Source organism: Aneurinibacillus terranovensis DSM 18919, assembly GCF_000430625.1.
Classification (GTDB): Bacteria; Bacillota; Bacilli; order Aneurinibacillales; family Aneurinibacillaceae; genus Aneurinibacillus_B; species Aneurinibacillus_B terranovensis.
Genome location: NZ_AUMJ01000009.1, coordinates 103,363 through 122,409, shown reverse-complemented (window position 1 = coordinate 122,409; position 19,047 = coordinate 103,363). Strand labels below are relative to the sequence as shown.

The window sequence follows — 19,047 nt, the reverse complement described above, 5'->3', positions numbered from 1 at the left end:
GGGCATCATGAAAACAGGCTATCACTTCATACAGTAGTAAGATAGCGGCCTATAAAAGGAGGATTAAAGGGTGCTCAATATCTTCTCACTCCTTGCGCTAGCGCTAGCAGTTAGTTTGGACGGTTTCGGAGTCGGCGTAACATATGGGGTCAGGCGTATAAAAATTCCGGTTCGCTCTGTCGTGATCATCACGGCCTGTTCTGCGCTTATTATCTACACGTCTATGCATATAGGCAAATGGTTAGCCCACTTTCTTTCACCGCAAGCTACACATGTCATCGGTGGTGTCATTCTCATTGGTATCGGCCTTTGGGCAGTGTTTCATACGCATAGCCGGCAAAAGGATGACGAGATTGAAAAAAAGAGGATGGATACGGAAGATGAGAGACCGGTTTTCGCTATCGAAATCAAAACGTTAGGGTTGATGATTCAAATCCTGCGGCAGCCCACGGATGCGGATATGGACCGCTCGGGGACGATATCGTCGCTGGAAGCGATGTTTCTTGGCCTGGCGCTATCACTGGACGGTTTCGGAGCCGGTATTGGAGCCGCCCTCATCGGCTATCAACCTTGGTTTACCGCTTTATTTATCGGATGTATAAACTGTCTGTTTATTTTATCGGGATTGAGGTTAGGATTTATTTATTCGGATGCGAGCTGGATTAAACGGATGACGTATCTTCCCAGCATGCTGCTTATTCTATGCGGTGTTTTTAAAATGTTTTAAGGAGAGTTGTGGATGATCATAGGATTGACGGGCGGGATTGCATGTGGCAAAAGCACCGTTTCGCGCATGCTGGCGGAACGCGAAGCCCGCATCATAGATGCCGACATCATAGCCCGTGAAGTCGTTCGACCAGGCGAGGAGGCCTGGTCTCTTATCGCCGAACATTTTGGACAAAGTATTCTTCTTCCGAACCAGGAGATTGATCGTGCCAGGCTCGGTAAACTTGTTTTTTCAGATGAAAAGGCGCGCCTTATATTGAATGGCATCGTTCATCCGGCAGTGCGCAAACGCATGCGAGAGCTTACCGCTCATGCAGTGGCGGAAGGGATTCCGCTGATTGTGCTGGATATTCCGCTTCTTTACGAGTCAGGGCTGGAATACATGGTGGAAGCGGTGGTCGTTGTATATTGCACACCTGAACAGCAGTTGAAACGTTTAATGAAGCGAAACGGATTGTCCCGCGAGGAGGCCCTCCGCCGCATTGCTTCCCAAATACCTGTGGAAGAAAAAAAGAAGCGGGCCTCGTACGTCATAGATAACAGCGGCACATTAGAAGAAACTGAGCGTCAGGTTAATAAACTTATTCAAAGATTGGTGGCATCTCCTTGAAAGTCAATGCAGAAAAGCCGGGCAATAAGGAGCGAAGCATGAAAAGATTTACAAGGAAAAGGCTCTTTTTTATCGTTTTACTGGTAATCTTTCTCCTGCTTGATTCGCGTGTCATCTGGAAAGCCATGTACCCTGTCTATTTCAAACAACAAATATTTTCTTCCGCTTCCCGCTATCATGTCGATCCTTATTTAGTTATGGCCATTATTCAGATTGAGTCCAAGTTCGATCAAAGGCGTGTATCTAGAAAAGGGGCCGTCGGATTGATGCAGCTCATGCCGTCAACGGCCAAGTGGGTAATAAAACAGGCGAATTTTTCTTCAATGGCTGAGGAGTATTTGGACGAGCCGGATACCAACATTTCGATTGGTACCTGGTATATTTCCTATCTGTATGATATGTTTGACCGTAATTCTTATGCTGTCATTGCCGCTTACAATGCGGGGCCGGGGAATGTGAAACGCTGGATTGCGCAGGGAGTATGGGACGGCAGGGGAGATACCATTTCGAACATTCCGTTCGGTGAGACAAGGCATTATATTCAGCGTGTGGAGTATTATAAAGAAAGGTACAGCAAGATATACCAGGATGAGTATAACAAACCGTAATTTTCGGGTACACCCCTTTACATCGAATGGAAAATCCCCTACGGGAGGCCCATCCAATGTAAAGGGGTGATTTTTTTGTAAAAATAGATAGTAGAATATTGCAAAATGAACAAATTTACGATAACATATTGAAAAAAGTGACATACTTATTATAATAAAGACATGCAAATAGTGTGTGACAATAGGAGGAAGGGGAACATACTAATGACTACAAGAATGGCTATAAACGGTTTTGGTCGAATAGGGCGGATGGTCTTTCGGAAAGCAATTCAGGATCCGGATGTTGAAATTGTAGCGATCAACGCCAGTTATCCGGTTGAAACACTGGCTCACCTCATCAAGTATGATACCATTCACGGCAACATTGCCGATACTGTTACAACGAAAGATGATATGATCATCGTAAACGGGAAAGCGACCAAAGTAGTATCCGATCGTGTGCCTGCCAACCTTCCATGGAGAGAACTGGATGTGGAAGTGGTGATTGAAGCCACCGGGAAATTCAAGGATCGGGAAGGTGCGTCCCAGCACCTGAAAGCCGGTGCGAAGAAAGTGGTCATTACCGCTCCGGGCAAAGATGAAGATGTAACCATCGTTATGGGTGTGAATGACGATGACTATGAATATAGCAAACATCATATTGTCTCGAATGCATCCTGTACAACAAACTGCCTGGCACCTATCGCAAAAGTGTTAGACAGCGCGTTTGGGATTGAAAGCGGATTGATTACCACGATTCATTCCGTGACAAATGACCAGAAAAATCTCGATAACCCGCATAAAGATTTACGCCGGGCCCGCGCGTGCGGACAATCCATCATTCCGACAACAACAGGCGCGGCGCGGGCGGTCGCACTGGTGCTTCCTCAGCTTAAGGGCAAGCTGAACGGATTTGCGCTGCGCGTCCCCACGCCCAATGTTTCCGTTGTGGATCTTGTTGCTACATTGAAACGGTCGGTTACTGTTGAGGAGGTTAACCGCGTACTGCGGCAGGCCAGCGAAGGAACGATGAGCGGAATTGTTGGCTTTACAGAAGACCCGCTTGTTTCTTCCGATTTTAACGGCAATGAGAATTCGGCTATTGTGGATGGGCTATCGACGCTGGTCATGAATGAGAAGCAGGTGAAAGTACTCGCCTGGTATGACAACGAGTGGGGATACTCCTGCCGGGTGCTTGACCTTGCCAAGTACGTTTCCGAAGCGGCCCATAGTAAGAGAAAAGTGGAAATCACAGCATAACAGCAACCCGATACCCATAATCGTCATAGAAAACCGCAGGTATAATGCCCGCGGTTTTTTCTTGACTATACAAATGTTATGGGACAAACTATGGAAAAGCACGTTAAACACTGGAGTTGATCATATGCGGTGTCCCTATTGTATGCATATAGGAACAAGAGTATTGGATTCACGTCCGATAAACGATAGCAAATCCATTAGACGGCGCAGAGAATGCGAAGATTGCGGGAGACGATTTACGACGTTTGAAGTTGTGGAAGAAACGCCGCTTCTTGTTGTCAAAAAAGATGGAACGCGGGAAGAATTCAGTCGGGAGAAAATTTTGCGGGGGATTATTCGGGCCTGCGAGAAGCGGCCTGTTCCCCTGGAAACGCTGGAAACCATCGTTGACGAAATTGAACGTGAGCTGCGGAATACGGGGAAATCGGAAGTGGAGAGCAAAGAGATCGGTGAACTTGTGATGAATGCCCTGTACGATGTCGATGAGGTTGCCTATGTCCGGTTTGCTTCCGTGTACCGCCAGTTCAAAGATATTAACGTGTTTGTCAATGAACTTGAAGAGCTGTTGCGAAACAGTAAAAAGAAACAATAGGTTTGGCAGTTCATGCTGAGTAAGGGGGAAGATTGTGAAAGTACAATTTTTTTGGGGAGCCAGGACCGTTACAGGGTCCTGTTATTTAATCGATACGGGCAAACATAAAGTGCTCGTTGACTGTGGGATGTTTCAGGGAAATAAAGAACTGGAGGAGCGAAACCGGGAACCGTTTGCGTTTCAACCGCGGGAAATTGCCGCTGTTATACTCACGCATGCCCATATTGACCACAGCGGGCTTCTTCCGCGCCTGCATAAACAGGGATTTACCGGGCCTATCATTTGTACGAAGACAACGGCCGAGCTTTGTGAAATTATGCTGCCCGACAGCGGACACATCCAGGAGTTTGAAGCGGAATGGTATAACAGAAAACGCAGGAGGAAAGGTCATCCCGCCGTCTCCCCTATTTATACGGAAGAGGACGCAAGGCGGTGCCTTCATTTATTTCAGGGGGTATCTTACGGACAACTGGTGGATGTTGTGCCAGGGATCACCGTCCGGATGAGAGATGCGGGGCATATTCTAGGCTCGGCCATCATTGAAATGTGGATTCAGCTCGAGGATGAGACATACAAATTCGTTTTTTCCGGCGATCTGGGTAATAAAAAGCAGGAAATTGTCCGTGACCCTGAATATATTGAAGAAGCGGATTATGTTTTTATCGAATCGACGTACGGGGATCGCCTCCATGAACGATCGGTGGACCGCCGCAAAAAGCTGTGTGAGATCATACAGACCGTACAGCAGGATGGAGGCAATATTATTATTCCTTCTTTCTCTGTCGGGCGCACGCAGGAAATCATTTATGAGATAGCAGAACTTCTGCATAGTGGTGAAATTAAGCCGTTGCCCGTATTTATTGACAGTCCGCTTGCAACAGAGGCGACAAAAATTTTTCGGAAGAATGAGCAGAACTTTGATGAGCAGAGTCAGCGGTATCTGGCCATGGGCATGGATCCACTTTCCTTTCCGGGTCTTACTTTTACCGCTTCCGTCGAAGAGTCCCAGCGATTGAACCGGTTAACAAGCGGCACGATTATTATTTCAGCAAGCGGTATGTGCGAAGCAGGCCGAATTAAACACCACCTTAAGCACAATCTCTGGCGAAGTAAGTCCCATATTGTTTTTGTCGGCTACCAGGCGCAGGGGACGCTGGGGCGCTTAATCGTCGACGGGGCAAAACGGGTGCGTATTTATAATGAGGAAATCAAGGTTGCCGCGCATATTCACTATATCGAGGGCTTTTCTGCTCATGCCGACCGTGCCGGACTTCTCGAATGGCTGGGTGCCTTTAAGAAAAAACCGCGTAAAGTTTTTGTGGTACATGGAGAAGAAGAGGTAGCCGTCAACTTCGCCAGCATGATCCAAACTGACATGGGAGTCGATACATACGTTCCCGGCCGATTTGAACTGATCGATATAGGCAAAGATTCTATCATTTCGCAGAAGGAGAAGCAAAAAGCAGAGCCGGGTCCGGAATTACATAAAATGCTGAGCGGCCTTGAACAAAACATTAGAGCCCTGCAGGACTTGCTCAAGGATAAACCTATGACAGCTGCCGAAAAGCAGATGCTGGAGGAGCAATTGGACCGTTATGTTGAAATTTTAGAAGAAATAGTGGAAGATTGTGAAACGGGAACGGTGATATAATAGGGCAATGAACATGATCATGGGGGTGAAGTCCGATGAGATGGATACAAACGGTTCCTAATGACCGCTATATCATCCAGGTAAAACGGCCGATCAGCAGTGCGGAATTAGGATATTTGGTACATCTCTACCAACCTCTCTTAGGCGTTCTTCCAATTGCACTATACCAGACTCTCTATCATCATGTATCGCTTGCCAATTTTTCGTCGACGGCGGGGCTGCACCGCGGCCTAATGGTTTCGATGGGAACATCGCTTGACGTGATTATAAAAGCCAGGCACAAGCTGGAAGCGATGGGTCTTCTCGACACGTACCGCCTTGAAGTGGCGGGGGAATATATTCTCGAATATTTATTGAGTCCGCCTTATTCACCCGATTTGTTTTTTAATGACGATACGTTAAGCATCATGCTGTTAAATCGTGTGGGTAAACAGCATTACCGTGGGCTGCGCCGCAGATTTTCCACAAGCGTTGAGAAGCCCCCGGCTTCTGCAACCCGTGAACGCATTACGAAGGGGTTTGATGAAGTTTTCTATCATCTGTCACCGAGTGAAATCACGTTGGAGCCCGGAACGGAAACCGATTCCTTCTTTCGGGAAGTGGAGAAAGAGAATATGCTGGATGCTTTTCAAGAAGAAGCCAGGGCGGATCGTACCTACCAAAGTACAACCGTTGACTTTGCCCTGCTTGAGGCGCTTCTGCCCAAATCTCTTAAAAAGGAAGATTTGTTTACGCCAATAGTATGTGAAACATTGCAGGAACTGGCTTTTTTATACCAGTTTACCGATCTGCAGCTTGCATACTTTCTACAGGATGAAACGATTTATCTCGCGGATCATTCGATTGATGTGGCCGTCCTTCGGCGCAATGCAAAAGAATGGTTTCGCCATATGAACGGTGGGCAGGCCCCCCGGATTTACGCGGTGGATGAGATACCGGAGTTTAAGCCGGAAGCGGAAGGTGCGTCTAAGGTAAAACCGGTCCGGACGCGTGAGGAAGAACACAATCGAATGCTTGCCTCCTTATCGCCGCTGCAGCTGCTCTCCTATTATCATAACGGAGCAAGGGTGGCACCTTCGGATCAGAAGATCGTAGAAGAGCTGTTGGAAGAGTACAAACTTCCCTACGGTGTTGTCAATGTGCTGCTTGAATATATCATGCTTACGCAGGAAAAACAGCTGCCGAAGGCGTTAATTTATAAAATTGCAGCCCACTGGAAACGCATGGATATCCGTACGGTTGAAGAGGCGCAAAAACTGGCTAAACAGCTATACAGCGAGCATAAAGGCAGTGCCGGGCAGACAGGGAGGGGAAAAGCGGAAGGCGGCAAGACGCCCGCCCGATCCCGTTCTTCACAGCATAAAACGGCCCGCAAAGATGATATCCCACCCCTCATACGTGATCAGCTCGCCCGCCAGAAGGAAATGGAAAGACATTCTTCCGCGGCCTCTGCCCAGGAGTCTGCCGATGAGGAATACGAGAAAACAAAGGAAAGTATTCATGAGCTGTTAAAAGCGATGGGAGAAATTAAATAGGAGGAATTACGGATGCACCAGGTAAATAAACTGCTCTCTTCCTATAAAAGTAATCGTTACTCCTTTCATGAAATCGTTGAAGAGTTGTCCGTCCAACCTGAAGTGTTGGCTTTACTGGCGAAGCATCCCGAGATTGAATCACGGCACATTACGCAATCGCTGTCGCGCATTCAATTAGCCTGTGATGAAGCCCGGCATTGCCGTAACTGTCCCGGTCTGGAGGCATGCCCTAATCTATTAAAAGGTCATCAGGCGATTCTTGACTGGGCCGGCTCTTCTATTGAGACGCGCCATAAACCGTGCCCTCTTCAGCTGATGGATCAGGAACATCGCGACAGGGAGAAGCTTATCCGTACCCACCATATTCCAAAGGATATTCTCGCTGCTTCGTTTGCTACGATTGAACCGGATAAAGAGAGAGCAAAAGCGATTAAAGCGATTATGGAGTTCTGCATGCAGGTGCAGCCCGGTGAACCGGGGACGAAAGGGTTATATTTTTACGGCCCGTTCGGAGTAGGAAAAAGCCATTTAATGGGCGCGGCAGCGCGGAAGCTCTCTGAACGGGGGATCGCTTCCTTAATGGTTTATACGCCGGACTTCTTCAGGGAGATCAAAGATTCGCTGCAGGATAATACGGTCCAGCAAAAAATCCAAGCGTTAAAAGAAGTGCCTGTCCTTATTCTGGATGATATAGGAGCGGAGACCCTTTCTCCGTGGGCCCGTGATGAGATCTTAGGGGCGATTCTCCAATACCGGGTGAGTGAGAGCCTACCGGTTTTATATACGTCCAACTATAATTATGACCAGCTGCTTGAACACCTTTCGTATTCCCAGAAAGCGGGGATTGAGCAGTTGAAGGCGATGCGCATCATGGAACGCATTCGCTACTACACGGACGAATATGAAGTAAACGGAATGAATCGCAGAACGAGAAAATAAAGTAAACTGTAATAAGGTATAGTAAAGTACAGTAAAAAAAGATAAAAATTAAAGAGAATACAAGGGGAGATAGTTGAGATGAAGACATTAGGAACTGGTGAAATTGTTTTTTACGCGATGGACAATTCTGTCCAGCGCCATAAGGGTGAGGTGCAAATCAAGGAAAATCGCGTCGTTCTGACGGAAATCATTTATTTCAACGGCAGGCCAAACGGATCGCGCGAGGTGAATTTTCCACTCGAACGATGTGTGATATTCTGGCAGCCTGAAGTTTATGAAGAAATTGGTTTTGGCGAATAACTAGTTTTGGCAGCCCCCTGCTGTAGGCAAGCAGGGGGTATTATGTTACGATTAAAAAATGGATATTGGTAAAAGGCTACACTCAGCCTATAGCTGGGCACTAGCCAAGTTTACTTTTCGTCTGGAGGGATAATACCGTGTCGATAGATCATATTTTGGAACGGGCGCTGGCTGGGGAACGGCTTGGATTAGAAGACGGGATTCATTTATATGAAAGCAATGAAGTAGAGAAAATAGGTTATTATGCAAATAAAATCATGGAGAAATGGCATCCGGAACCGATTACTACGTTTGTCATTGGCCGAAATATTAACTATACAAATGTATGCGATACATACTGTCGGTTCTGTGCTTTTTACCGGGCACCCGGGAGCGAAGAAGGGTATGTGCTCCCTGATGAAGAGATTTTTAAAAAAATCCAGGAAACGATCGATGTGCAGGGAACTGAAATTTTGATGCAGGGGGGAACGAACCCGAATCTCCCGCTTGAATACTATACAAACCTGCTGACAAACATTAAAAAGCGCTTCCCATCGATTCAAATGCATTCTCTTTCAGTTGCGGAAATAATGAAAATTGCGGAGGTTTCAGGTAAGTCTGTTGAAGAGGTACTGCGGCTGCTTAAAGAAGCCGGGCTCGATTCCCTTCCCGGCGCGGGTGCAGAAATTCTTGATAACCGTACGCGTAAAAAAATCAGCCGCCTGAAAGGAACGTGGGAAGAATGGATCGAGACGATGAAGACGGCCAACCGCGTCGGCCTGTCTACGACAGCAACCATGGTGATTGGTTTCGGTGAAACGTATGAGGAACGCGTGCTGCACCTTCTTCGCATCCGCGAAGCGCAGGACGAAACAAACGGTTTTCTGGCGTTCATTTCATGGACGTTCCAGCCTGACAATACGAATCTTCCGGCTGAAAGACAAACCCCGGAACAGTATTTGAAGAATGTGGCGATTAGCCGTCTGATGGTCGATAATATTACTAATTTCCAGTCTTCCTGGGTTACGATGGGACCGGAAGTGGGTAAGCTGTCGCTGCAGTACGGCTGCAACGACTTCGGTTCAACAATGATGGAGGAAAACGTGGTGTCCGCCGCGGCCTGCACGTTTAAGGTGAATACCAACCATATTCTCCAGCTAATTCGTGAGGCGGGTAAAACTCCTGCTCAGCGCAATACAAAATACGAAATCCTTCGTGTGTTCAAAGAAGGGGAGACGATGGAAACGGACTTTGTGATGCAGAATTAGGAAAATATAAATATTGTACAATAATCTTCATATAAATATATAGTGGAATATTTTGATATGGGGGAAACGTGAAAATGAGCATAAGCAAGAAATTATTTTGTGGTTTTTTTGCTGTTCTTTTACTTTTGGGGGTCGTTTCAGCAATCGGCATCTATCAAATTTCTTCTGTAGACGCTACATATTCCAGTTTAATTAATGATCGGGCAAAGAAGGTTATTCTTACCAAAGAATTGAAATACCTGTCATCGGAAGAAGCGAAAACAATTAGAGGATATCTTCTCTCAGGTGATGAGACATCCCTCGAACTTTATAAAACAAACCAGCGTAAATTTTTAGAGCTGAAACAACAATTGGATCAGATTATAAATACGCAGGAAGCCAGAAACATCATGCAGCAGATCACGCAGATCCATGCACAATATGGAGATGTAGTTGATCAAATGATTCAATACAAAAAGCAAAATAACGTACAGGGCTATATAAAAATCATGGCGGAAAAGGGACGTCCTCTGGATGAACAGTTAGTGCAAAAAGCACAGGAAATGGAGAATCTGCAACAGGATTTCTTAAACAAAGGGAGTGCGCAAACATCCTCAACCGTGTCCAATGTTAACAATACAGTAATCATTATTTCAATTGTGGCACTATTGATTGGGATTTTGATTGCTTTTTATATTAGCCGGCTCATATCCAGGCCTGTGGTGGCTGTAGCAGAAGCAGCGAAACAAATTGCGGACGGAAATCTTCTGGTTTCTGATATTACTATAAAAAACAGAGATGAAATTGGAGAAATGGCGCACTCTTTCAACGATATGAAGCGTAATTTACAGCAATTGATTCGCAAAGTGAGTTCAAGTTCTGAACAGGTCGCAGCTGCTTCCGAAGAGTTATATGCCAGTTCCGAACAATCAGTAGAGGCCGCGAATCAAGTCGCTACATCCATTCAGGATATTTCGGGCGCAGCCGATAGTCAATTGAAAAGTATGGAAGAGAATAAGAGAGTAATGGAAGAAAGCGCGCTCGGATTACAACGAATTGCTGAATCTGCTTCTACCGTTTCGGAGTCATCTGTCGATGTACTGCAGGAAGCCAGACAAGGAAATGAAATTATTGATAAAACGATGCAGCAAATGGAAACGGTAAATCTTTCTGTGCGGCGGTCTGCTTCCGTCATTCGTGAACTCGGTGAAAATTCAAAACAAATCGGGAAAATTATTGAGGTGATAAGCGATATTGCCAATCAAACCAATCTGCTCGCCCTTAATGCCGCAATTGAAGCGGCTCGTGCCGGTGAGCATGGAAAAGGGTTTGCTGTTGTTGCCGATGAGGTAAGGAAGTTAGCTGAACAATCTAAACAATCTTCCGAGCAAATTGCAGCCTTGATCGAGGAAATCCAGGAGCATACGGGTGATGCGGTGGAAGCCATGGAAAAAGGAACAAAAGAAGTGGCGTCTGGAACCACCATAGTTAATCAAGCAGGGGAAGCCTTCCGTCGCATTTTGAACTCCATTCAACAAATTACCGACCAGGTACAGGAAGTATCCTCCGCAACCCAGGAAATCTCCGCAGGCACAGAACAATTGACAGCTTCCGCGGAACAGCTTACTGGTATTTCCAAAGAAATAGCATTGAACACACAGGGGGTAGCTGCTGCCTCAGAAGAGCAGCTTGCCTCTATGGAAGAGATTACATCATCCGCAGACTCGTTAAGTAAACTTGCGCAAGAATTACAAAGTGAAGTCTCTAGGTTCAGAGTGTAAATGATTCACACTCCGATCCCTATCCTTGTCACATAACTTGTATGTGATATGGATAGGCGTTTTTTTCTTTTGAGAACGTGGTAAGGTAGAATTATGGGTATAGTATTACGTTTTTTTGTATGGACAAAAAAGCAAGGAGCATAAATGATGCCTCTTTATAAAAAAAGCAGCATTCTTTTATTGTCAACCGTCGCCCTGTTTCTTAGTTCATTTTCAACATGCACGAATGCCTATGCCGCCTCGACGGTATACACCCCGCAGCAGTTAAAAAAAGAGTTAGCCCAGCATATTAAGAATAGGGAAACGACTTTTACTATTACCTATATGGGGGATACGTCCGACCTTGAAGATCTCATAGCTGATGTTACGGAGCAAGCGCTGCGGGATGATAATTATACAAAGTATAATTTGAAAAGCCACGGCTTTAAAGCAATGGGTTTTGACAACGATATGGCCATCGAGTTTGCATATGAATACAGAACGACAAAAGAGCAGGAAGAAGAGGTGGATGAGAGGGTCAATCAAATTCTCAACCGGATTATTAAAAAGGGAATGAATGATGACGAAAAGGAAAAGGCCATTCACGATTATATTGTAGCAAATACCCGGTATGACACGAACTACAACAACTATACGGCGTATGAAGCCCTTACCCAGGGGAAAGCTGTCTGCCAGGGGTACGCGTTGCTCGCTTATAAAATGCTGGACAAGGCCGGCATTCAGAATCAAATCGTGGAAGGAACCGCGGGAGATCAGCCTCATACATGGAATCTTGTGAATCTGGACGGGAAATGGTATAACCTTGACTGTACATGGGATGACCCGGTTCCGGACGAACCGGGGCGAGTGATGTACAATTATTACAACCTTACTGACCGTCAAATAGGGAAAGACCACTTTTGGCTCCAAAGTCATCCACCGGCCATCACATTATATAAAAAAAAGAAGAGCATCTACTCCGCGGGGATACAGGCAGAGAACAAAATTACCGGGGCCGCCCACTTCCAGCCGGACACCCTTCCTGCAACCGTAAAAACAAACCGTATCGAAGCGGCTTCGGGCAAGCAGCAAAATATCGTTCAGGCGATTCAAACATTGGGCTCCCAATTGTGGATTGTACTTGGCCTGCTTATAAATGAACTTAAGACGATCTTTTTCAAGTAGAAAAAGCAGTTGAGAGGGAAGGATCGTCTCACAAGCTGTACAGAGGAAAAAAAATAGACCCGTTACCAACGGATCCAAAGGTAGGAGTGGAGAGATTAATTCAATTCCAGGAGGTGTCAACCCGTTTAAAGGGGGTTACATTTATAGTATACACAGAATTGTAAGCGTTATCAATATTTATTTTTCAAAAATTAAATTTTTTTGGCCATTTTTAAAAATGAGTAAGAACGGGGTAAAGGAGGAAAACTTGACATTCATTTTGCATGTACCTATAATGGTGAAGTAAATAAACAAAATAAAAAGGCAATGACAAGGATACGATCCTATTCAATCGGTTTACCAGAGAGGAAAGCCAGAGGCTGTGAGCTTTCTAAATGCGAGGATAGTTGATTACCCCCTTTAAGCTGCGATTCAGAATAGCACACGCATGCATAGTATGAAGAGCCGGTTTTCCTCCGTTATGGATTGAAATGAGGGCAGAACAAGCACTTGTGTTTGTTTTGCTAAATCAGGGTGGTACCACGAGAACAGCACGCTCGTCCCTTAGGGGAATGAGGGTGTTTTTTATTTTACATCTTTTTGGAAGGAGATTTACACATGTCTGTTATCCACGTTACTTTACCGGATGGTTCAAAACGCGAATACAATGCCGGTACAACCATTGAAGACGTTGCAGCTTCCATTAGCCCTGGCCTAAAGAAAAAAGCGGTGGCAGGAAAATTAAATGGGAAAGTGGTCGATCTGGCTACCCCTCTGGAAGAGGATGCGGCTGTTGAAATTGTTACGGAAGACAGCCCGGAAGGCCTGGAAGTGATTCGCCACAGTTCTGCACACTTGATGGCTCAGGCAATCAAGCGGTTGTTCGGTGAAGATAAAGTCCGTCTCGGTGTAGGACCAGTGATTCAGGACGGCTTTTATTATGATATTGATACGGAAGAGACTTTTACCCCTGAAACACTTGGTAAAATTGAAAAAGAAATGCAGAAAATTGTAAGTGAAAACCTGCCGATTGTGCGCAAAGTGGTATCGCGAGAGGAAGCGCTTGATATTTACAAAAAGCTTAATGACCCTCTTAAAGTTGAAATTATTTCCGAGCTTCCGGAAGGCGAACAAATCACGATGTACCATCAGGGAGAATTTTTCGATTTATGCCGCGGGCCGCATGTTCCTTCTACCGGTAAAATCAAAGCATTTAAGCTGATGAGCGTTGCCGGCGCATACTGGCGCGGTGATTCTGACCGACAGATGCTTCAGCGGATTTACGGGACTTCCTGGGCTAAAAAATCGGACCTGGAAGAATACCTTCATTTTATAGAGGAAGCGAAAAAACGCGACCACCGCAAACTGGGGAAAGAACTTGAACTCTTTATGTTCTCCGAGGAAGCGCCGGGCATGCCGTTCTATCTGCCGCACGGCATGATTATCCGCAACGAGCTGGAGAAATACGCCCGCGAACTGCAGGTAGAAAGAGACTACCGGGAAGTAAAAACTCCGCTTGTGATGAATCAGCGCCTTTGGGAGCAATCCGGCCATTGGGACCATTACCATGAAAACATGTATTTTACAGAAGTGGATGATACCAAATTCGCGCTCAAACCGATGAACTGCCCGGGCCATATGCTCGTGTATAAAAATAAAATCCACTCTTACCGGGATCTGCCTCTTCGCATGGCTGAATTCGGCCAGGTGCACCGCCATGAATTCTCCGGCGCATTAAACGGAATGATTCGTGTGCGTACATTTACACAGGATGATTCCCATATCTTTGTCCGGCCGGATCAGATTGAATCTGAGATTAAAAACGTCATCGAGCTTGTTGATAAAATTTACGGTGTGTTCGGCTTCCCTTACAGTGTTGAATTGTCAACAAGACCGGAAGATTCGATGGGCAGTGACGAACTGTGGGAACTCGCAGAGTCATCGCTTCAGAACGTATTAGATGAAATGAACATTCCATACCGCATTAACGAAGGGGATGGCGCGTTCTATGGCCCAAAAATCGATTTTCATATCAAGGATGCGATTAAACGGAGCCATCAATGTGCGACTATTCAGCTCGATTTCCAAATGCCGGAAAAATTCGACCTCCATTACATCGGGGAAGATAATAACAAGCACCGTCCGGTCGTTATTCACCGTGCGATTTACGGGTCGATTGACCGTTTTATCGGCATTTTAACCGAACACTTTGCCGGTGCTTTCCCAACCTGGCTAGCTCCCGTGCAGGCCAAGCTGATTACGATTGCTGAACCGCACGTATCTTATGCGAACGAGATTCGGGAAAAAATGATGGAGAAGGGCATTCGTGTGGAAGTCGACAGCCGAAATGAAAAAATCGGCTACAAAATTCGTGAGGCCCAGATTAACAAGGTTCCGTTTATGCTTGTCATCGGGGATAAAGAGATGGAAAACGGCGCGCTGTCCGTCCGCCGCTACGGCGAAGGAGACCTCGGCGCGAAACCGGTCGACGATGTCATTTCGTTGATTCTCGATGAGATTGAAACAAAGAAATATTAGGTAACCACAGTGGAGTGGCCTCTGACTTAGTTTTTACTCGGGCAGAGGCCGCTTTTTTCTTATTGGATTTAAAACAATCACCCAGAATACTTTTGGTATGGACTGACTTTGACTTTTTTAGTGGATCACTTTTCTTGGTTGGTATGTGATTGCCAGACTCAGTCAATATATGATACTCAGGTGATAGGAAGTTCCAGTAAGAGGCGATGAAAAACAGTTCTTTCTACACCAGTAAATCACATAAGTATTCTACTTTTTGCGTTTTTTGATACTTATTTCAAATTTTTTTTGTAAGAAAAAACAACATACGGCACCAAAAAATATAAAATTATCTTTTTATAGAAAAAATTAGGATTTTATCCATAATATATAACGATTCAAATGCCATAAATTATATGTTATAATGGGAAAAAATGTAAAGGAATGATAAAAAATGATACACATTGAATGGGGAAATTTAATTTTTCAAATCATTGCATTTGTTGTATTCCTAGTGGCGCTTATAGGTATTGTATATGCATTCTATCTAACGGTAACAAGCAAATGGAAAACATTATGGAAACGAAAAAATCTGCATAAATAACAAGCCTAATCAGGATTCACGTTAACGCCAGCCATTTTTGCCAAATTGATAAATTCTGCCGCTTCTATCAATGAAGTGGCTTGCTTTTGATTTTTTATGTTAGCTAACACAAATTTTTTTACCCTGTTGATTTCATTCCTAAACAAATTTTTATCATAGTCGTCCATAATCTCAAGAGCCATCCTGGTTGAATACACATCTCCTATACTGTTCTTATTTGGAAGGAACGTAAACCCGCCATCTTTAGTTTGAAGCATCTTTATATTATGGGGAAGTGTTTGATTGAAATTTTTGCCTAAGGAAAGATGAAAGTGATTTCTCAACATATATATGAAGTAATTTCCCTTAATGCTTGCTATTTCATTTTTGTCCATGATTTTTTCAGATTCAAGTAGGTTATTAATGATTATAGATTTGATATTTTGAGGTGGCTGTTCACCTAATTTTGATAAAATATATAAGTAATTATAATGAATTTGCATTTTAAACTGCTTATTAATTTTAATTGCCATGAAATCACTTTTTGGAGTGGTCGTCTCCTCATGTAAGATTTCGTTATCAAGGTTTTTTTTGAATTTGCTTTTTATATTTTTATCTAATTGAATGTTTAACATGAAATCGGAATGTGGATAACTCAAACCTGTGGATAATCTGTCTTAGCTACTGAGTTCCCGTTTCTAATCCGTATGTTGTGGTGATGGTTCTAAGACTTTCACCTCGTGTTGCTGTATTAGGGGATTTTTTGGGCAACCCAAAGAAACCCTGATTTTTACAGGTTGACATGTCTTGATAATGATCGAGGCTTCAAGCCGATTAAAGAACGGTCATGAATCGTTGAGCCAACTCTCGAAGTTTCTGCTGCATTGTGCCAATGATGGCAGCCAACGTCGGATTCGGCGCAAGCCGGATATGCTGGTATCGTCCGGAACCGACCACATTGCCGGGCACCCGGATCACCATCCGTCGAATCGTTTGGACTTCGCATCGTTGGAGCGATCTCGGCATCAGTGTCTGCTTGAACCAGACCATCACATTGTAAGCAATCGCTTTGATCCAACTGAATAACAGGTTGCGGAGCATGGAATGCTGGCTATTTTGCTCTACCGCATATCCCTCTTTCAGTTCATCGATCCGGTTTTCGATATTTGCACGTTCATTGTATGAGCGAAGCAGTTGCAGCGGTTTGAGATCGGTATTGGTGACGATCGCTTGATACGAATACGTGATGAGCATCATCGTCAGTTGGTCTTCTTTTGTACGCTCCGTTTCATGAGCTTCCCGGTAAATAACACAACGACGAGCCTTTTCCCAGTTCGTCAGAAGAATCGGGATATCGGCTGCCGACCAACGATCGTCTTCCGTTGCATACGCGATCTCGTCCTGCTTCTCCTCCAGCGTCTCCCAGAACATCGGATGGTTCTCCAAGTAGGCAATTGCCTTCTTGATGGTCGCTTTCTTCGGCAACTTGAAGATATACTGCCAGCCGCGTTCTTCGGCGTATGCCATCACCGCTTCATCAGCAAAGCCGCAATCGGCCCGAATCCCTTCGATGATCCATTCCGGCGGCAACATCGCTTCGACTTCCTTGACAAATGACAGCAAATCTTTCATCCCGTTCGTGTTGCCGGGATTCAGTTGTAGATGTATCAGTTCGCCGCTACCGGCGACGAAGGCAACCCGAACTTTGTATGAGGGACGGCCATGATAGCGTGGATTGTAGCCATTTAACGCGCCTTCCTGTTCACCGAACAGAGTAATGACAGTATCATCGATATCGATCCAAACCAGGCGTTTGTCACCTGTTCGGGCTTTTTGTGCTAACAGATCCCGGTTCAAGGCGATGAGTTGAATCAGATGGCTCCAGGAGAGTTTGCTCAAGAAGCCGCGGAAGGTGCTCTCATCAGGAAAACGATCGACACCGGTAACAATTTGGTATCCGGAATCCGACTGCAACGCGTTCATGTGTGCAAAACGCGTGTGACCAAGTAGAACACAGTCCAGCAAGTGATTGATAAGCTGGTTGGTCGTATAGATACAGTTGGGTCTTTGTTCCAAATAGAAGTGACTGTCGATGAGGGTGTCGAGACCGATAAGCTCTTTAAACCGAACGAGGAACTGGAAGTTCCCAGCTTCGGTCACGGTGTCATTGTCGAAGGTGACGGGGCGCAGCTTCTTCAGAATCTTCTTGATCCGACGACGCTCCGCGAGAATTTCGATTCGGCGTTTGCGGCGAGTATTTCGTTCTGGCGTATGGTTCGATGGTTGTGGTACCATATTGCTAAGGACACTCCCTCTCGTTGGTTATTGTGTGGTGCTTTAACCTTTGACAAGAGGCGCGCAGTGTCCTTCTATTTTTGCAAAAAAATTTACGTGTTTCGACAGGCAGAAATGCTTGCTAAATCAAGGAAAGGAATCAGTCTAGGGCCGTTACTTTCCGATTTCATGTTTAATAGACCAATTAAGTCTATTAAGCTTTTTTCCTCTACAAGGTCTCTGGTCACTTTATTATGTTCGATTAGATTATATATACGACTTAAAGTAAAGTTTGCAATTTTTATTTTATTAATTTTTATTTTTGTTTGTTGAAAGGTATTTAGTAGAAGGCCATCAAAAGTAGCCGTAGCATCCACGAGATGTGTATCTTTATTTAAAAACCCAGCATATTTATCATCTTCCCTATATAAATTTTGAAAAAAGTTCTCTTGTTGTTTAGTTACGGATGATTGATATGGATTTTCACTAACAGCTTTAGTTGAACAGGAAACAAATGATAATCCTATAAGTATGTTAATAGCTGCTCTAGTAAATTTATTCATTTAATCCCCTTCTTTTTATAAAGGGTAGGGACTTGTAAAATCAAGCCCCTACAATATTAATTTAGCTATAAGTAGCAGAGATATTTAGAATCCCGCTTGAATACTTGAGGGATCCAGATGGAAAAGCACTCCATGCAGTACAACTAGCAGTAAAATATTTACTAAATCCCAAATAAGCCGAAGAACCACTGATCCAATCCGAACTTTGCGTCCAATCCGCTACTTTTCCTATATAGGGTGGTTGGGTACCCACTGGTCCATACCCAACAAATTGAAAATCCGTTTTAGCCTGGCTTACAGATCCTCTTGCAGTTTTGGTATTTATGCTTCCGTAGACATGGTTGTTAATTAGTCCCATGTCCGTGGTAAAACTTCCTGAAACATCTCCTTCAATAGTTGTACCTGCACGGCCGCTTCCAAAGACATTGTGAGAACTAAGACTCATTGGAGAGACTTGGCCTGACGAGGAGGTTTCAACTTTATTTGCGTGTTCGTTAATAAACTTAAGGTCTTTTTCGCTTAGCGCTTCCCCAATTTTATACTTTTGTGCAATCTATTTCCCTTGTTGAATAACTTTTAAATCTTCTTGTGTTAGAGATTTAGGTTCAGCGCTTGCAAAGCTAGCTGAACTTAAAATACTAGTAACGCCTAAAACAAGTGCACAACTGTAAGTAGTTAATTTTTTCACTTTGTAGCCCTCCTTTTTTAAATTTCCTTTAATATACAGCTTTTATATAGAATCATCAATATCCATAAAATA

The 19,047-nt window shown here is 44.6% G+C and carries 18 protein-coding genes; 13 read left to right on the top strand and 5 right to left on the bottom strand.

Going from position 1 to position 19,047, the window contains the following annotated elements:
- Window positions 1-70 precede the first annotated feature (70 nt).
- The 13 genes from ytaF to thrS all read left to right on the top strand — a co-directional run bounded on the left by ytaF (window position 71) and on the right by thrS (window position 14,888).
- Window positions 71-727 (top strand): sporulation membrane protein YtaF, encoded by a 657-nt coding sequence (gene ytaF / locus H525_RS0101755; RefSeq protein WP_027414773.1) that lies wholly within the window; start codon window positions 71-73, stop codon window positions 725-727.
- A 12-nt stretch (window positions 728-739) separates the two neighbouring features.
- Window positions 740-1,336, top strand: coding sequence for a dephospho-CoA kinase (coaE, locus tag H525_RS0101750; RefSeq protein WP_081413177.1), 597 nt, complete (start codon window positions 740-742; stop codon window positions 1,334-1,336).
- On the top strand, window positions 1,333-1,944 hold the full coding sequence (locus tag H525_RS0101745; RefSeq protein WP_245590377.1) for a lytic transglycosylase domain-containing protein: 612 nt from the start codon (window positions 1,333-1,335) through the stop codon (window positions 1,942-1,944). Before coaE ends, H525_RS0101745 begins: the two co-directional genes overlap by 4 nt.
- Before the next feature lie 204 nt (window positions 1,945-2,148).
- Window positions 2,149-3,183, top strand: a complete 1,035-nt coding sequence (locus tag H525_RS0101740) for a glyceraldehyde-3-phosphate dehydrogenase (RefSeq protein WP_027414770.1) — start codon at window positions 2,149-2,151, stop codon at window positions 3,181-3,183.
- 124 nt (window positions 3,184-3,307) lie between these two features.
- Window positions 3,308-3,775, top strand: a complete 468-nt coding sequence (gene nrdR / locus H525_RS0101735; RefSeq protein ID WP_027414769.1) for a transcriptional regulator NrdR — start codon at window positions 3,308-3,310, stop codon at window positions 3,773-3,775.
- A gap of 34 nt (window positions 3,776-3,809) precedes the next feature.
- The gene (locus tag H525_RS0101730) at window positions 3,810-5,426 is read left to right on the top strand and encodes an MBL fold metallo-hydrolase RNA specificity domain-containing protein (protein WP_027414768.1); all 1,617 of its coding nucleotides are present in this window, start codon (window positions 3,810-3,812) and stop codon (window positions 5,424-5,426) included.
- A 35-nt stretch (window positions 5,427-5,461) separates the two neighbouring features.
- Complete coding sequence (locus H525_RS0101725) at window positions 5,462-6,961, top strand: replication initiation and membrane attachment family protein (RefSeq protein ID WP_027414767.1); 1,500 nt, start codon at window positions 5,462-5,464, stop codon at window positions 6,959-6,961.
- Window positions 6,962-6,973: 12 nt separating this feature from the next.
- Window positions 6,974-7,900: a primosomal protein DnaI gene (gene dnaI / locus H525_RS0101720; protein WP_027414766.1), complete on the top strand. Its 927-nt coding sequence runs from the start codon at window positions 6,974-6,976 to the stop codon at window positions 7,898-7,900.
- A gap of 78 nt (window positions 7,901-7,978) precedes the next feature.
- On the top strand, window positions 7,979-8,200 hold the full coding sequence (locus tag H525_RS0101715; RefSeq protein ID WP_027414765.1) for a hypothetical protein: 222 nt from the start codon (window positions 7,979-7,981) through the stop codon (window positions 8,198-8,200).
- Between the two features lie 137 nt (window positions 8,201-8,337).
- Entirely contained in the window at window positions 8,338-9,447 is a 1,110-nt protein-coding gene (gene mqnC, locus H525_RS0101710; RefSeq protein ID WP_027414764.1) for a cyclic dehypoxanthinyl futalosine synthase, read from the top strand.
- A 74-nt stretch (window positions 9,448-9,521) separates the two neighbouring features.
- Window positions 9,522-11,207, top strand: coding sequence for a methyl-accepting chemotaxis protein (locus H525_RS0101705; protein WP_035099608.1), 1,686 nt, complete (start codon window positions 9,522-9,524; stop codon window positions 11,205-11,207).
- A 144-nt stretch (window positions 11,208-11,351) separates the two neighbouring features.
- Window positions 11,352-12,371 (top strand): transglutaminase domain-containing protein, encoded by a 1,020-nt coding sequence (locus H525_RS22445; protein ID WP_081413176.1) that lies wholly within the window; start codon window positions 11,352-11,354, stop codon window positions 12,369-12,371.
- Between the two features lie 597 nt (window positions 12,372-12,968).
- Entirely contained in the window at window positions 12,969-14,888 is a 1,920-nt protein-coding gene (thrS, locus tag H525_RS0101695) for a threonine--tRNA ligase (protein WP_027414762.1), read from the top strand.
- Between the two features lie 588 nt (window positions 14,889-15,476).
- Here the strand turns inward: thrS and H525_RS0101685 are convergent.
- The 5 genes from H525_RS0101685 to H525_RS28875 form a co-directional block, all read right to left on the bottom strand.
- Window positions 15,477-16,085, bottom strand: a complete 609-nt coding sequence (locus H525_RS0101685) for a hypothetical protein (protein ID WP_027414761.1) — start codon at window positions 16,083-16,085, stop codon at window positions 15,477-15,479.
- 199 nt (window positions 16,086-16,284) lie between these two features.
- On the bottom strand, window positions 16,285-17,745 hold the full coding sequence (locus tag H525_RS0101680; RefSeq protein WP_027414760.1) for an IS1380 family transposase: 1,461 nt from the start codon (window positions 17,743-17,745) through the stop codon (window positions 16,285-16,287).
- A 92-nt stretch (window positions 17,746-17,837) separates the two neighbouring features.
- Window positions 17,838-18,287, bottom strand: coding sequence for a hypothetical protein (locus H525_RS0101675; RefSeq protein WP_027414759.1), 450 nt, complete (start codon window positions 18,285-18,287; stop codon window positions 17,838-17,840).
- A gap of 61 nt (window positions 18,288-18,348) precedes the next feature.
- Entirely contained in the window at window positions 18,349-18,732 is a 384-nt protein-coding gene (locus H525_RS29240) for a hypothetical protein (RefSeq protein WP_155837060.1), read from the bottom strand.
- Window positions 18,733-18,840: 108 nt separating this feature from the next.
- Window positions 18,841-18,975 carry a hypothetical protein gene (locus tag H525_RS28875; protein ID WP_281172565.1) on the bottom strand — a complete coding sequence of 45 codons (135 nt, stop codon included), beginning with the start codon at window positions 18,973-18,975 and terminating at the stop codon, window positions 18,841-18,843.
- Window positions 18,976-19,047 lie beyond the last annotated feature (72 nt).

What these genes read in the sequence shown, in the direction of transcription:
- H525_RS29240 (WP_155837060.1), bottom strand. Translation starts at nt 18,732, where the DNA reads ATGAGTCTTAGTTCTCACAATGTCTTTGGAAGCGGCCGTGCAGGTACA.
- H525_RS0101715 (WP_027414765.1), top strand. Translation starts at nt 7,979, where the DNA reads ATGAAGACATTAGGAACTGGTGAAATTGTTTTTTACGCGATGGACAAT.
- H525_RS0101705 (WP_035099608.1), top strand. Translation starts at nt 9,522, where the DNA reads ATGAGCATAAGCAAGAAATTATTTTGTGGTTTTTTTGCTGTTCTTTTA.
- H525_RS0101725 (WP_027414767.1), top strand. Translation starts at nt 5,462, where the DNA reads ATGAGATGGATACAAACGGTTCCTAATGACCGCTATATCATCCAGGTA.
- H525_RS0101675 (WP_027414759.1), bottom strand. Translation starts at nt 18,287, where the DNA reads ATGAATAAATTTACTAGAGCAGCTATTAACATACTTATAGGATTATCA.
- dnaI (WP_027414766.1), top strand. Translation starts at nt 6,974, where the DNA reads ATGCACCAGGTAAATAAACTGCTCTCTTCCTATAAAAGTAATCGTTAC.
- coaE (WP_081413177.1), top strand. Translation starts at nt 740, where the DNA reads ATGATCATAGGATTGACGGGCGGGATTGCATGTGGCAAAAGCACCGTT.
- H525_RS0101740 (WP_027414770.1), top strand. Translation starts at nt 2,149, where the DNA reads ATGACTACAAGAATGGCTATAAACGGTTTTGGTCGAATAGGGCGGATG.
- nrdR (WP_027414769.1), top strand. Translation starts at nt 3,308, where the DNA reads ATGCGGTGTCCCTATTGTATGCATATAGGAACAAGAGTATTGGATTCA.
- thrS (WP_027414762.1), top strand. Translation starts at nt 12,969, where the DNA reads ATGTCTGTTATCCACGTTACTTTACCGGATGGTTCAAAACGCGAATAC.
- H525_RS22445 (WP_081413176.1), top strand. Translation starts at nt 11,352, where the DNA reads ATGATGCCTCTTTATAAAAAAAGCAGCATTCTTTTATTGTCAACCGTC.
- H525_RS0101685 (WP_027414761.1), bottom strand. Translation starts at nt 16,085, where the DNA reads ATGTTAAACATTCAATTAGATAAAAATATAAAAAGCAAATTCAAAAAA.
- H525_RS0101680 (WP_027414760.1), bottom strand. Translation starts at nt 17,745, where the DNA reads ATGGTACCACAACCATCGAACCATACGCCAGAACGAAATACTCGCCGC.